The organism is Brevibacterium limosum (assembly GCF_011617705.1).
In the GTDB taxonomy this organism is placed as follows: Bacteria; Actinomycetota; Actinomycetes; order Actinomycetales; family Brevibacteriaceae; genus Brevibacterium; species Brevibacterium limosum.
This window is the reverse complement of sequence record NZ_CP050154.1, coordinates 1,996,973-2,009,378: the sequence shown is the minus strand read 5'-3', so window position 1 is coordinate 2,009,378 and position 12,406 is coordinate 1,996,973. Positions and strand designations below refer to the sequence as shown.

At 65.6% G+C, this 12,406-nt stretch carries 16 protein-coding genes; 5 read left to right on the top strand and 11 right to left on the bottom strand.

Features of this window, described 5'->3' with window-relative positions; genetic code table 11:
• Positions 1-10: 10 nt before the first annotated feature.
• Together GUY37_RS08920 and GUY37_RS08915 are read right to left on the bottom strand one after the other, a co-directional pair.
• Positions 11-847 (bottom strand): sulfite exporter TauE/SafE family protein, encoded by an 837-nt coding sequence (locus GUY37_RS08920; protein ID WP_166824692.1) that lies wholly within the window; start codon positions 845-847, stop codon positions 11-13.
• A gap of 2 nt (positions 848-849) precedes the next feature.
• Positions 850-1,635 carry an ABC transporter ATP-binding protein gene (locus GUY37_RS08915; protein ID WP_152346404.1) on the bottom strand — a complete coding sequence of 262 codons (786 nt, stop codon included), beginning with the start codon at positions 1,633-1,635 and terminating at the stop codon, positions 850-852.
• A gap of 44 nt (positions 1,636-1,679) precedes the next feature.
• Here GUY37_RS08915 and GUY37_RS08910 point away from each other — a divergent pair, with 44 nt between their 5' ends.
• Positions 1,680-2,414: a hypothetical protein gene (locus GUY37_RS08910; protein ID WP_166824689.1), complete on the top strand. Its 735-nt coding sequence runs from the start codon at positions 1,680-1,682 to the stop codon at positions 2,412-2,414.
• A complete protein-coding gene (serB, locus tag GUY37_RS08905) occupies positions 2,411-3,088 on the top strand; it encodes a phosphoserine phosphatase SerB (RefSeq protein ID WP_228278447.1) in 678 nt (225 codons plus the stop codon). The genes GUY37_RS08910 and serB overlap by 4 nt, the downstream gene beginning before the upstream one ends.
• 92 nt (positions 3,089-3,180) lie before the next feature.
• Here the strand turns inward: serB and GUY37_RS08900 are convergent, their stop codons facing one another.
• From GUY37_RS08900 to GUY37_RS08890, 3 genes are all read right to left on the bottom strand, one after another.
• Positions 3,181-3,687 (bottom strand): SixA phosphatase family protein, encoded by a 507-nt coding sequence (locus GUY37_RS08900; protein ID WP_166824686.1) that lies wholly within the window; start codon positions 3,685-3,687, stop codon positions 3,181-3,183.
• A gap of 8 nt (positions 3,688-3,695) precedes the next feature.
• The gene (gene fabI / locus GUY37_RS08895) at positions 3,696-4,454 is read right to left on the bottom strand and encodes an enoyl-ACP reductase FabI (RefSeq protein ID WP_152346400.1); all 759 of its coding nucleotides are present in this window, start codon (positions 4,452-4,454) and stop codon (positions 3,696-3,698) included.
• A 117-nt stretch (positions 4,455-4,571) separates the two neighbouring features.
• The gene (locus tag GUY37_RS08890) at positions 4,572-5,282 is read right to left on the bottom strand and encodes a beta-ketoacyl-ACP reductase (protein ID WP_166824683.1); all 711 of its coding nucleotides are present in this window, start codon (positions 5,280-5,282) and stop codon (positions 4,572-4,574) included.
• Between the two features lie 100 nt (positions 5,283-5,382).
• Between GUY37_RS08890 and GUY37_RS08885 the strand changes: the two genes are divergently transcribed.
• The 3 genes from GUY37_RS08885 to GUY37_RS08875 are packed head-to-tail and all read left to right on the top strand — an operon-like array spanning position 5,383 to position 7,009.
• On the top strand, positions 5,383-5,901 hold the full coding sequence (locus GUY37_RS08885) for a DUF3099 domain-containing protein (RefSeq protein WP_228278446.1): 519 nt from the start codon (positions 5,383-5,385) through the stop codon (positions 5,899-5,901).
• Positions 5,898-6,110, top strand: coding sequence for a hypothetical protein (locus GUY37_RS08880; RefSeq protein ID WP_101544269.1), 213 nt, complete (start codon positions 5,898-5,900; stop codon positions 6,108-6,110). Before GUY37_RS08885 ends, GUY37_RS08880 begins: the two co-directional genes overlap by 4 nt.
• On the top strand, positions 6,107-7,009 hold the full coding sequence (locus GUY37_RS08875; RefSeq protein ID WP_166824680.1) for an SURF1 family cytochrome oxidase biogenesis protein: 903 nt from the start codon (positions 6,107-6,109) through the stop codon (positions 7,007-7,009). The genes GUY37_RS08880 and GUY37_RS08875 overlap by 4 nt, the downstream gene beginning before the upstream one ends.
• A gap of 49 nt (positions 7,010-7,058) precedes the next feature.
• Here the strand turns inward: GUY37_RS08875 and GUY37_RS08870 are convergent, their stop codons facing one another.
• From GUY37_RS08870 to sufC, 6 genes are all read right to left on the bottom strand, one after another.
• Positions 7,059-8,657: an ABC-F family ATP-binding cassette domain-containing protein gene (locus tag GUY37_RS08870; protein WP_152346396.1), complete on the bottom strand. Its 1,599-nt coding sequence runs from the start codon at positions 8,655-8,657 to the stop codon at positions 7,059-7,061.
• A complete protein-coding gene (locus tag GUY37_RS08865; protein WP_166824677.1) occupies positions 8,654-9,343 on the bottom strand; it encodes a ribonuclease H family protein in 690 nt (229 codons plus the stop codon). The genes GUY37_RS08870 and GUY37_RS08865 overlap by 4 nt, the downstream gene beginning before the upstream one ends.
• Before the next feature lie 218 nt (positions 9,344-9,561).
• Positions 9,562-9,897: a metal-sulfur cluster assembly factor gene (locus tag GUY37_RS08860; RefSeq protein WP_025778421.1), complete on the bottom strand. Its 336-nt coding sequence runs from the start codon at positions 9,895-9,897 to the stop codon at positions 9,562-9,564.
• Entirely contained in the window at positions 9,890-10,369 is a 480-nt protein-coding gene (sufU, locus tag GUY37_RS08855) for a Fe-S cluster assembly sulfur transfer protein SufU (RefSeq protein WP_208094807.1), read from the bottom strand. Before sufU ends, GUY37_RS08860 begins: the two co-directional genes overlap by 8 nt.
• Positions 10,370-10,385: 16 nt before the next feature.
• Positions 10,386-11,636, bottom strand: a complete 1,251-nt coding sequence (locus GUY37_RS08850; protein WP_166824674.1) for a SufS family cysteine desulfurase — start codon at positions 11,634-11,636, stop codon at positions 10,386-10,388.
• Positions 11,636-12,394, bottom strand: a complete 759-nt coding sequence (gene sufC, locus GUY37_RS08845) for a Fe-S cluster assembly ATPase SufC (protein WP_152346393.1) — start codon at positions 12,392-12,394, stop codon at positions 11,636-11,638. Before sufC ends, GUY37_RS08850 begins: the two co-directional genes overlap by 1 nt.
• Positions 12,395-12,406: the final 12 nt, after the last annotated feature.

The window sequence follows — 12,406 nt, the reverse complement described above, 5'->3', positions numbered from 1 at the left end:
GCTCTACCCATCACAGTGTGACGATCCTCCAGATCGCGACGAGACCGAGGATGACGATGACGGTGCGCAGCAGCACCGGGGAGAACTTCCGCCCCACCCGCGCTCCGAAGTATCCGCCGATGAGGGAGCCGACGGCGATGCAGATCACGGCGATCCAGTTGATCCGGTCATGGCCCACGATGATGTACGTGCTCGCCGAGACCGTGTTGACGACGAGGACGAGGACGTTCTTCAGCCCGTTGAGCCGCTGCAGATCATCGGGCAGCAGCAGGCCGAGCAGGGCGATGAGGATGATGCCCTGCGCCGCGGCGAAGTAGCCGCCGTAGATCGCGGTGAGGAAGACGACGACGAGCACGGCGATGTACCGACCCGTGGACAGCCTGTCCCCCGCCGAGGCGGCCCGATGTTCGATGCCGGCGGCCTCGGCTCTGCGCAGGGACCGGTTCTTCAGGTAGCGCGAGAGATACGGCTGCCCCACGACCATGACGAGAGCCACGACGAGGAGGACGGGCACGATCGTCTCGAAGGCATCCTCGGGCAGGTGCAGCAGCAGATACGCCCCGGTCAGCGATCCGAGCAGGGACGCGGGGACGAACCCGAGGATCCGTCTCCACTGCCCGCGCAGCTCTTCGCGGTATCCGAACGAGGAGGCGATATTGCCGGGGATCAGACCGACCGCGTTGCTCATCGTCGACACCACCGGCGGCACTCCGAAGGCGACGAGCGCCGGGAAGGTGATGAGCGTTCCGGAGCCGACGACGGCGTTGATGGCGCCCGCCGCGATTCCGGCGACGACGATGAGACCGATCTGCCACGGTTCGAGGCTGAGGTTCGCCAGCAGTTCCATGCTCAGAGGGCGGAGCGTGCGTGGTAGCGCTGACCGTCCCGCGTGAGCTTGACGTCGATGCCGAAGGTCGCTGCGAGGTTCTCGGCCGTCAGGGTCTCCTCGATCGGGCCGGCGACCAGATCGGTGCCCTCGGACAGCAGCAGCACGTGCGTGATGCCCTCCGGGATCTCCTCGACATGGTGGGTGACCATGATCGTGGCCGGTGCCCACTTCGACGACAGGATCTCCGAGAGCGCACCGAGCAGCTCCTCACGTCCGCCGAAGTCGAGTCCGGAGGCCGGCTCGTCGAGCAGCAGCAGCTCCGGGTCGGTCATGAGCGCACGCGCGATCTGCACGCGCTTGCGCTCACCTTCGGACAGGGTGCCGAAGGTGCGATCGGCCAGATGGGTGATGTGGAAGGCGGCCAGCAGATCGCGGGCGCGGTCGATGTCGTCCTGCTCGTACTCCTCCACCCAGCGTCCGGTGACGCCGTAGGCGGCGGTGAGCACGGTGTCGAGGACCGCTTCGGAACTGGGAATGCGGTTGGCCAGAATCGTCGAGGCATAGCCGATGCGCGGACGCAGTTCGAACACGTCGACGCGCCCGAGCTGCTCTTCGAGGATGTTGACCGTACCCGTCGTCGGGTGCATGCGACCGGCCGCGAGTTCGAGCAGGGTCGTCTTGCCCGCACCGTTGGGGCCGAGCACCGCCCAGTGCTCGCCTTCGGCGACGGTCAGCGAGAAATCGTCGAGGAGGAAATCGGTCCCCCGGCGCACGGACACAGAATCCAGATTCAGGACTTCACTCATATCCTCAGACTCTATCGCAGACGAGCCGTCTATCCTGGTTCGACATGGACCTCACGACCGACTCGCTGCTGCTGACCCTGGCCATCAACCACCGTCTGCGCTCGACGCTGCCCCCTGACGAGGTCACCTCTGCCTTCCTCGATGATGATCGTGATGTTCCTCTCATCGTCTCCGATGAGGTGTTCGACACGTCCGTGCCCACCGGTCTGCTGCTCTTCGCAGCCGAGGCGGCCGCCGCCGGAATCACCCATGCGCGCCTGGCCCTGCACCACCCGTCGCTGCCGCATACGACTCCCCCGGTCGATCGCACCGCCCGGACGAAGGTCGGGCGCCACAGCGCCCCCGTCGTCCTCCACCGCGGTGACGAACAGGCGGCGATCGCCCTCACCGGCGCCGAGGCGAACGTGGAGGTCCTCGCCTGCCGACCCACGGTGTTCCGGCCCGTCACGGTCGGAACCGCTGCGGAGGCGCTGCGTCGTCTGCGTCTGCTGGTGATGGAAGGTCTTCGTCTCATCGAGACCATCGACGTCCCCGAGGAATGGCGGCAGGGACCGTGGCGCGACTGGCAGGAGGAGCTGTCGACGATGCACCCGATCTCCCGGCTCATCCCCACCGAGGCGGATTCCCGAGCGATCTACGCCGCCCTCGACATCCACCACCGGATGCGCTCGGTGCTCGCCCCGGCCACGGTCGCCCCGCCTCGGTTCGGTGCGCTGCTGTCTCAGCTGCACCCCGCCGCCGCGGACTACATCATGGCTGTGGCTACGATGAAGGGGTGAATGAGACACCACAGGCCAACGCCTCCCAGATCCCCGTCCAGCTGCTTGTCATGGACGTCGATTCGACCTTCATCAACGAGGAGGTCATCGACCTCATCGCCGCACATGCCGGTATCGGAGACCGGGTCGCCGACATCACCGAACGCGCCATGGCCGGTGAGCTCGACTTCGTCGCGTCCCTGGCCGAACGGGTCGCACTTCTGAGCGGCCTGCCGGAGTCCGTGCTCGATGAGGTGCGGGAGCAGATCACCCTCACCGAGGGCGCCGCCGAGCTCGTCGCGGCAGTGCATTCCTCCGGTGGTCAGGTGGCATTGGTCTCGGGCGGCTTCACCGCCATCATCGCTCCAGTGGCCGCGCAGCTGGGCATCACCGACGTCTTCGCCAACGGACTCGACCTCGTCGACGGGTACCTCACCGGTCGGACGAGCGGCCGCGTCATCGGCCCGGACGTCAAGGCCGAGATCTTCGAGGATCTGCTGGCCGCCGGCGGATACGACCGTGCCGCCTCGGTGGCGGTCGGTGACGGGGCCAATGACATCGACATGATCGAAGCCGCCGGCCTGGGAGTCGCCTTCTGCGCGAAGCCGGCTCTCGTGGCAGCAGCGGATGCGTCGGTGACGACTCGCGACCTGCGGTCCGTGATCGACCTCGTGACGGCGCGGACAGGAAGCTGAACTTCGTCACAGCCACCTGACCGGTGAGACGCCTGTGGCGCTGACGGATGATCCGTCAGCGCCACAGCCGTCTCACCAGTCGGGCAGAGGGCTCAGACTCCGTGGAAGACCCGGATCTGCGGGGCAGGGTACTGTCCCGGTTCCACGTCCCAGCTCTCGAGGTCGAAGACCGCGATCGAGGAGGGACGGAACGTATCGGGAACCCCGCCTTCCGGGTTGAGGTGGCCGACCACCTCGGCGACGGTGGGCTGGTGGCCCACGATATACGCGCATTCCGCGTCCGCGGGGATCGAGTTGATCGCATCCAGCCAGTCGTCGACGGACCCGGCATACAGGGAGGGGTCCTCACGCAGGGTCAGTTCACCCGGTTCGTCGAGAGATCCTCCGTGGGCGCGGTTGACGGCCTCGACGACGGCCTGGCCGGTCTGCACGGTGCGCCGGGCCGCCGAGGCGATGGCCACATCGGGTGACCAGCGTTCGGCGATCTCGGCACCGGCTTCGACCGCTTGGGCCAGACCCTTCGGGTCCAGGGACCGTTCGAAATCGGTCGGACCGTGCGCTTCCGCCTTCGCATGGCGGGCGAGGATGAGCACAGGCATGAGCTGGCTCAGGCTCCGGTGGAGTGGAATCCGCCGTCGACGTGGATCATCTCGCCGGTGGTGGCGGGGAACCAGTCGGAGAGCAGGGCGACGATGGCCTTGCCGGCAGGAGTGGTGTCCGTCTGGTCCCAGCCCAGAGGTGCGCGGTCGCCCCACATGTCTTCCAGCGTTCCGAAGCCGGGAATGGACGTTGCGGCAGTGGTCTTCAGCGGTCCCGCCGAGACGAGGTTGACGCGCACACCGTCTTCGCCGACGTACTTGGCGAGGTAGCGGGCGGTCGATTCGAAGGCGGCCTTCGCCACACCCATCCAGTCGTAGACAGGCCAGGAGATGGTCGCGTCGAAGGTGAGACCGACGATCCCGGCGCCCTTGTTGAGCACGGGCTTCGCAGCCACGGCGATGGCCTTGAGCGAGTATGCGGAGACGTGGATGGCCGCCGACACCGAGTCCCACGGGGTGTCGAGGAAGACTCCGCCGAGGGCATCCTTCGGGGCGAAGGCGATGGCGTGGACGATTCCGTCGATGTTGCCCCCGAGGCGCTCGGGCAGTGCCGCGAGATCCTCTTCGTTGGTGGCGTCGAGTTCGATGACCTGCGGGGTCTGGGGCAGGCGTTCGGCGATCACCTGGGTGATCTTCATCTGGCGGCCGAAGCTCGAGAGGATGACCTCGGCTCCCTGCTCCTGTGCGATGCGAGCGGCGGCGAAGGCGATCGAGGCCTCGGTGAGCACGCCGGTGACGAGAATGCGCTTTCCGTCAAGAATTCCCATGGTGGTCCTTTCGAAAGGAAGGTGGTTGCGTGTGCATGACTCCGCTTCAGGCGGTGTCCCTGTATCGAAGTCTACGGGCTGCGGCCGGGCAGGGCCGCATCGTCCGCCGGCTCCGGCTCAGTGGCCCATGCCCAGTCCGCCGTCGACGGGGATGACGGCACCGGAGATGTAGGCGGCTTCGTCGGAGGCCACCCAGCGGACGATCTTGGCGACCTCTTCGGCTTCGGCGAAGCGCTTGGCCGGGATCGTCGCCAGGTATTCTGATCGCTGCTTCTCGCTCAGCTCATCGGTCATGTCCGTGCGGATGAAGCCGGGTGCCACGACGTTGGCGGTGATTCCGCGGGAGCCGACCTCACGGGTGATGGAGCGGGCGAAGCCGACGAGTCCGGCCTTCGACGCCGAGTAGTTCGCCTGGCCGGGAACGCCGTAGAGGCCCGACACCGAGGAGATGAGGACGATGCGGCCCCTCTTCGCCCGGATCATCCCGGTGATGCCGCGCTTGACGGTGCGGAAGGCACCGGTGAGGTTCGTGTCGATGACGGATTCGAACTCGTCATCGTTCATCCGCATGAGCAGGTTGTCGGCGGTGATTCCGGCATTGGCCACGACGACCTCGATGGGGCCGAGCTTCTCTTCGATCTCGGTGAACGCCCGATCGATGGATTCGCTGTCGGTGACATCGGCGGCCACGGCGAGGGCGCCTTCCGGGGCCTGACCGTTGCGGGAGGTGACTGCCACCTTGTCCCCCTGGGCGAGGAATTCCTCGGCGATGGTGCGACCGATTCCGCGGTTGCCGCCGGTGACGAGGACTGTGCGTGGTTCTGACACGTTGGTCTCCTGTTGATCGACTGTGTTCTTCAAATCTATCGTGGACAAACCTATCCTGTCCTTTGGCCGATGGATACGACTCTCACAAAGGACGAGTATCATGTTTGGCAGTCATCGATCGAAGAAGGATATGGTCAGGCACTCGCAGCAGATCACAACGGCAGACACCGCCCTTGATGATGACATGAGGTCCCGGATCATCAAGTATTCGATCACCATGGGCATCAGGACGGTCTGCTTTGTGGCCGCCTATTTCGCTTTCGTCGCCGATATGCACATCCTCATGTGGGTGTGCGTGGCCGGAGCCGTCGCTCTCCCCTACCCGGCGGTGATCTTCGCCAATGCGGGGCGTGAGCGCACCCGCGACGACCGTTCGGCACTGCTCGATCGGGCCCCGCTGGCGGAACTGCCGCCGGCTCGCGGGGAGACGATCTCCGCGGACACCCTCGACGGCGAGACCGTCGACGAGGAGACGAGCGACGACGATGCAGATGCCCGTGGTGCCGCCTGGGACGGCCCTGGTCCAGGTCAGACCGCCCGGGACGAGACCATCCCCGGTGAGACCATCCAGGGTGAGACCGTGGAAGAGAACGACGACGACAGGAGTGACCAGGCGTGAGCGAGCAGCTGCAGTGCTCCGCGAAGGAATGCCGGGCGTTCGCGACCCGCGCCCTGCTGTGGAACAACCCCCGCGTTCACACTCCTGAGAGGAAGAAGACGTGGCTGGCCTGTGACGAGCACCTGGACTATCTGCGTGACTTCCTGACGCTGCGCGACTTCTTCATCACCGACGTCTCCGTCGACGAGATTCCGGAGGACGCCGGTTGAGCCGCTATTCCTTCCTCTTCTCCGCACGCTGGCTCAAATACATCGCCATGGCGATCATCGTCATCATCGCCTGCGTGTTCCTCGCCCTGTGGCAGAAGGATCGCCGCGACCAGCGGGAACAGGAGATCGCGACGATCACGGCGAACTACTCCGCCGACCCCGTCGACGTCTCCTCGGTGCTGCCGAACCCGACGTCCGCATTGGCCACCACTGAGGAGTGGACTCAGGTCGAGCTGACCGGACACTACTCCGACGAGGACACAGTCCTCGCCCGCAACCGCACGGTCGGGGACACACCCGGCTTCTATGTGGTGACTCCGTTCGAGCTCACCGGCGGATCGACGATCGCCGTCGTCCGCGGTTTCACCGCCGAACAGGGCTCCGTGCCGCCGGCACCGCAGGGTGAGCAGACCGTCGTCGCTCATCTGCGTCCGGCTCAGGACGGCTCCGAGGACGAGAACCCGCAGGGCCTCATCAGGGCCATCGATCCTGCGCGCATCCCCGGAATGGATGACGGCTACTCGAATGTCTACGTCGAGGCCTCACCGGGAGAGACTGGTGGTGCGCCGGAAGAGGGACTGACCCCGCTGCCGATGCCCGAGCTCGATCCGGGCAACCACCTGTCCTATATGCTCCAGTGGTTCGCCTTCGGCATCATGATCATCATCGCCGTGGTCATCTCGGCCCGCCGAGAGCGCAAGGCCGCCGCCGAGGCCGTCGGACGCGGCGATGCCGGGAGCGAAATGGTCGTCATCGACAAGGCCGCCCTCGACGCAGGTGCGAAGATCAGCCAACCGGGCAGCCGCTACGGCCGCAATCGCTGGGCTTCGCCCACCGTGCGCGGACGCGCCGAAGCCGATGAGGACGCCCTGTTCGAGGAGCGCTTCCGCACTCAGTGAGTCCATACGTACCAGTCAGCGGACTGACCGGGCCGTACAGCGGATCGGCTCAGGCGAGTGTGACGAGGTCGAGGTACGTGTCGTTCCACAGGTCCTCGTCGCCGTCGGGCAGCAGCAGCACACGGTCGGGATCGAGCGCGGACACCGCTCCCTCATCGTGGGTGACCAGCACGATCGCACCCTCATAGCGGCGGATCGCCGAGAGGATCTCCTCACGGGAGGCGGGATCGAGGTTGTTCGTCGGCTCATCGAGCAGAAGCACATTCGCACTCGAGACCACGAGAGTCGCCAGAGCCAGACGCGTCTTCTCCCCACCGGAGAGCACCGCGGCGGGTTTGTGCACGTCATCACCGCTGAACAGGAAGGAACCGAGCACATTGCGCACCGCAGTGTCATCGAGATGCGGTGAGTTCCGCGACATGTTCTCGAGCACCGTGCGTTCGAGGTCGAGAGTCTCGTGCTCCTGCGCGTAGTAGCCGAGCTTGAGCCCGTGTCCGGGCACGACTTCGCCCGAATCGGGTTCGTCGAGCCCGGCGAGCAGACGCAGCAGCGTCGTCTTGCCGGCGCCGTTGTAGCCGAGGATGACCACGCGGGAGCCTTTGTCGATGGCGAGATCGACGCCGGTGAACACCTCGGTCGAGCCGAAGCTGCGGGACAGGCCCTCGGCGGTCAGCGGCACGCGACCGCAGTCTGCCGGGGCCGGGAAGCGCAGGTTCGCGACCTTCTCGGTGGCGCGTTCGTCATCGAGGCCGGCGAGCAGGCGCTCGGCGCGTTTGGCCATCTGCTGGGCAGCGACGGTCTTCGTGGCCTTCGCCATCATCTTGTTGGCCTGAGCGGTCAGTGCCGAGGCCTTCTTCTCCGCGTTCGCCCGCTCACGCCGACGGCGACGTTCATCGTCCTCACGCTGTTTGAGGTAGAGGCGGTAGCCCATCGAATAGATGTCGATGGTCTGCCTGGTCGCGTCGAGGAAGAACACCTTGTTGACGACCTCGTCGATGAGATCGAGGTCGTGGCTGATGACGATGAGTCCGCCCGAGTACCCCTTGAGGTAGTCGCGCAGCCACAGCACGGATTCGGCGTCGAGGTGGTTCGTCGGCTCATCGAGGATCATTGTGTCCGGGGACGAGAACAGAATCCGGGCGAGTTCCACGCGGCGGCGCTGACCGCCGGAGAGCGTCCCGATCTCCTGGCTGACCAGGGCTTCGTCGAGGCCGAGGTTCGCGGCGATGGCGAAGGCTTCGGATTCCGCGGCATAACCGCCGGCGGCGATGAATTCGGCTTCGATGCGCGGGTAGCGATCGATGGCCTTCGTCGCCACCTTCTCATCCGGTGAAGCCATCTGGCGTTCGGCCTTGCGCAGCCGCTTGACGAGGACGTCGAGGTCTCGCACCGAGAGGATGCGTTCCATCCCGGTGGCGGTGAGGTCGCCGCTGCGCGGGTCCTGCGGCAGGTAGCCGACGGTGCCGGAGATCGACACGGATCCGGCATGAGCCGGATGTCCGCCCATGATCACCTTGGTCAGGGTCGTCTTGCCGGCGCCGTTGCGACCGACGAGACCGACTCGGTCGCCCTTGTCGACGCGGAAGGACACCTCGGACATGAGGGTCCGGGCGCCGACGGCGACTTCGAGGCCGGAGGCCTGAATCATTCTGTCTCCAAACTGCGGCCGATGAGATCGGCCAGGAATTCTTGGGGGTGGATGCCGCGGGCCTGTGCCCGGGCGACGAGTTCATCTGCGACTGAGGACGAGACCCGACAGGACACGACGGTGGTTGCCGACGCAGCCGCTGTGGTCGCGGGTCCGGCGGCAAGATCGTTCTGCTCTGCAGGTTCAGCCGATTCATCTGCCGGAGTCGAGGACGACGTCCCCGCGGGGACGAATCCGGGGCCCTCCGGCACAGTCGTGCCCTTCTGGAAGGCGGTGGCTGCCGCGCGGGCTCGATCGTCTGCGGCCTCATTGAGTTCGTGGTTGCTGTGTCCCTTGACCCACTCGAACTCGACCGTCCGCCCGCTCAGTGCCTCGTCGAGAGACGCTAAGAGGTCCTTGTTGAGGACTTCTTTGCCATCGGCCTTCTTCCATCCCTTGCGTTTCCACCCCGCCATCCATTTGGTCAGGGCGTTGATGACGTACTGCGAATCACAGTATATCTTCAGGTCATCGTCGCTGCCTGCCGTCGACCGGAGCAGGTCGAGCACGGCCATGAGCTCACCGCGGTTGTTCGTCGCGTTCTTCCACCCGCCGGCATGCCAGGAGGTGTCGTCGATGTACCAGGCCCACCCGGCTGGTCCGGGATTGCCGAGCGCGGATCCGTCGGCGGCAGCGATGATCGTCAATGGTTCTCCTTGGAAGTCGGATTCCATTCTTTCACGCCGCACTCTGGTTCGGAGTCCGCGGGGCGGTGATCTCCACGACCCCGGCATCTGCGACAGGCATCGAACTCAACGACGATCGCCGAGGTGGTCCTGCCCTGCTCGGGCAGCCCCACCTCGGCGATGTGATCGATCGCGTCCCCGCGGGGACGCGCCGGTGTTCGACTCAGTCGATGACGGTCTCAGATATTGAAGCCGAGAGCCCTCATCTGTTCGCGACCGTCCTCGGTGATCTTCTCCGGTCCCCATGGCGGCATCCAGACCCAGTTGATCCGGTACGCCGGCACGATTCCCTCGAGCGACTGTGCGGTCTGATCCTCGATGACATCGGTCAGCGGGCAGGCCGCCGAGGTCAGGGTCATCTCGATCACGGCGGTGCCGTCGTCTTCGACCGAGAGTCCGTACACGAGTCCGAGATCGACGATGTTGACACCGAGCTCGGGATCGACGACGTCCATCATCGCTTCGCGCACTTCGTCGACGCTGGCATTCTGCGGTGCGTCAATGACTTCAGGCATTGTGTTTCTCCTCACGAGCTGCTTGCGTTTGGGTGATTGCGTCCTTGAACGCCATCCATGCCAGGAGAGCGCACTTGATCCTGGCCGGGAACTTCGACACTCCGGTGAACGCCGCAGCGTCCCCGAGAATCGACTCATCCGCCTCCATTGTCCCACGAGAATGCATGAGTTCGTGGAACGCCGCTTCGATCTCGAGCATCTCCGCGACGGACGAGTCGGCGGCCAGTTCGGAGAGCACCGAGGCCGAGGCCATCGAGATCGAACAGCCGTCGCCGGTCCACCGGACCGCGATCTTGCCGTCCGCGAGCAGCTCGGTCTCGAGCTCGATCTCATCGCCGCAGGTCGGGTTCACCTGGTGTGAATACCCGTGCGGTGAGAGTGCGGCGTCACGGAGCAGTGCGGTGTTGCCGATGCGTGCCCGGGACTGGTCGAGGATGACCTGCTGGTAGAGCTGCTGCATCTGTGTGCTCATCGGCTCATTCCCCTCTTCATGCGACTCCGAAGAAGGGCCGCACTTCTGCCAGAGCGGTCAGGAAGCGGGTGCAGTCTTCGACGTTGTTGTACAGATACGTGCTCGCCCGCGTCGAGGCGGTGACCCCGAAGCGCCGGTGCAGCGGCTGGGCGCAGTGGTGGCCCACGCGCACGGCGACCCCCTGGGAGTCGAGATACTGCCCGACATCGTGGGCGTGCACGCCGTCGACGTCGAAGGCCACGGTCCCGATCCGGTCAGCGGCATCGCCGAGGACGCGGATTCCGGGGATCTGCGCGATCCCGTCGAGGAGGACGCGGGCGAGTTCCTTCTCATGGTCGAACACATTCTCCAGCCCCACCTCGGCGAGGTAGCCGATCGCGGTCGCGAACGCGGCCACCTCGGCGACCGGCTGGGTGCCGGCCTCGAAACGCTGCGGGGCGGGCATGAACTCGGTCTCCTCCATGGTCACCGTCGTGATCATGGATCCGCCGGTCAGCACCGGCGGCAGAGCGTCGAGCAGCTCGGACCTGCCCCACAGCGCACCCAGACCGGTGGGGCCGAGCGCCTTGTGAGCGGAGAACGCGGCGAAGTCGACGTCGAGCTCGACGAAATCCACGGGCATATGCGGGACGGACTGGCAGGCATCGAGTACGATGTACGCCCCGACGGCGCGAGCCCGCTCGACGAGCAGGTCGACCGGGTTGATCGTGCCGAGGACGTTGGAGACGTGCGTGAACGCGAACACCTTCGTCGATTCGTCGATGATCGTGTCGAGATCGGCCAGATCGAGTTCTCCGGAATCGGTGACCGGCAGCCAGCGCAGCTGCGCTCCGGTCGAGGCCGCCAGCTGCTGCCACGGAACGAGATTCGCGTGATGCTCCATCTCGGTCACGACGATCGAGTCAGCGGGACCGAGGGCGAAGCACGCTGCGCCCTCTCCCCCGAAGCCGCGGCTGGCCCGATCCATGCCGAGGGCCACGATGTTGAGCGCCTCGGTGGCGTTCTTCGTCCAGCACACCTGTTCCGGCGTGCCGCCGACGAGCCCGGCAGCGGCGATCCGACCGTTCTCGAACGCGTCGGTGGCCTCGACGGCCAGGGAGTGAGCGCCACGGTGAACGGCGGCATTGCGCTGCTGGAAGTACTCGACGAAGGTGTCGATGACGCACTGCGGCTTCTGCGATGTCGCTCCCGAGTCGAGATACGACAGCGGCGACTCCCCGACTCTCACATCGAGAATCGGGAAGTCGCCCCTCAGACGTGAGAACATCAGACGCCGGCAGTGAAGAAGCGGTCGTAGCCTTCGTTCTCGAGGCGTTCGGCCAGTTCCGGTCCGCCTTCCTCGGCCACCTTGCCGTTGATGATCACGTGGACGTGATCGGGCTTGATGTAGTTGAGGATGCGCGTGTAGTGAGTGATGAGCATGACGCCGACATCGGTGGCGTCCTTGACGCGGTTGACGCCTTCGGACACGATGCGCAGCGCATCGACGTCGAGGCCCGAGTCGGTCTCGTCGAGAACGGCGAACCTCGGCTTGAGCATCTCGAGCTGCAGGATCTCGTGACGCTTCTTCTCACCGCCGGAGAAGCCCTCGTTGACGTTGCGCGACGCGAACGCGGGATCCACACGCAGGTTCTCCATGGCCTGCTTGAGGTCCTTGGTCCAGTTCCGCAGCTTGGGAGCTTCGCCGTCGATGGCGGTCTTGGCCGAACGGAGGAAGTTCGTCACGGTCACGCCGGGAACCTCGACGGGGTACTGCATGGCCAGGAACAGGCCGGCCTTCGCACGCTCGTCGACGGACATCTCGAGGACGTCCTCACCGTCGAGCGTGACCGAACCGGAGGTCACTTCGTACTTGGGGTGACCGGCCAGGGCATACGCCAGGGTCGACTTGCCGGAGCCGTTGGGCCCCATGATGGCATGGGTCTCGTTCGAGTTGATGACGAGGTTGATGCCGTTGAGGATGGGCTTGAGACCGGTATCAGTGTTGACACCGACGTGCAGGTCTTCGATCTTGAGAGTGGACATATTGATCCTTCT

Bases quoted from the DNA above. Each gene is read 5' to 3' on its own strand.
- GUY37_RS08920 (WP_166824692.1), bottom strand. From the start codon at position 847: ATGGAACTGCTGGCGAACCTCAGCCTCGAACCGTGGCAGATCGGTCTC.
- GUY37_RS08915 (WP_152346404.1), bottom strand. From the start codon at position 1,635: ATGAGTGAAGTCCTGAATCTGGATTCTGTGTCCGTGCGCCGGGGGACC.
- GUY37_RS08910 (WP_166824689.1), top strand. From the start codon at position 1,680: ATGGACCTCACGACCGACTCGCTGCTGCTGACCCTGGCCATCAACCAC.
- GUY37_RS08900 (WP_166824686.1), bottom strand. From the start codon at position 3,687: ATGCCTGTGCTCATCCTCGCCCGCCATGCGAAGGCGGAAGCGCACGGT.
- fabI (WP_152346400.1), bottom strand. From the start codon at position 4,454: ATGGGAATTCTTGACGGAAAGCGCATTCTCGTCACCGGCGTGCTCACC.
- GUY37_RS08885 (WP_228278446.1), top strand. From the start codon at position 5,383: ATGTTTGGCAGTCATCGATCGAAGAAGGATATGGTCAGGCACTCGCAG.
- GUY37_RS08870 (WP_152346396.1), bottom strand. From the start codon at position 8,657: ATGATTCAGGCCTCCGGCCTCGAAGTCGCCGTCGGCGCCCGGACCCTC.
- GUY37_RS08860 (WP_025778421.1), bottom strand. From the start codon at position 9,897: ATGCCTGAAGTCATTGACGCACCGCAGAATGCCAGCGTCGACGAAGTG.
- sufU (WP_208094807.1), bottom strand. From the start codon at position 10,369: ATGAGCACACAGATGCAGCAGCTCTACCAGCAGGTCATCCTCGACCAG.
- GUY37_RS08850 (WP_166824674.1), bottom strand. From the start codon at position 11,636: ATGTTCTCACGTCTGAGGGGCGACTTCCCGATTCTCGATGTGAGAGTC.
- sufC (WP_152346393.1), bottom strand. From the start codon at position 12,394: ATGTCCACTCTCAAGATCGAAGACCTGCACGTCGGTGTCAACACTGAT.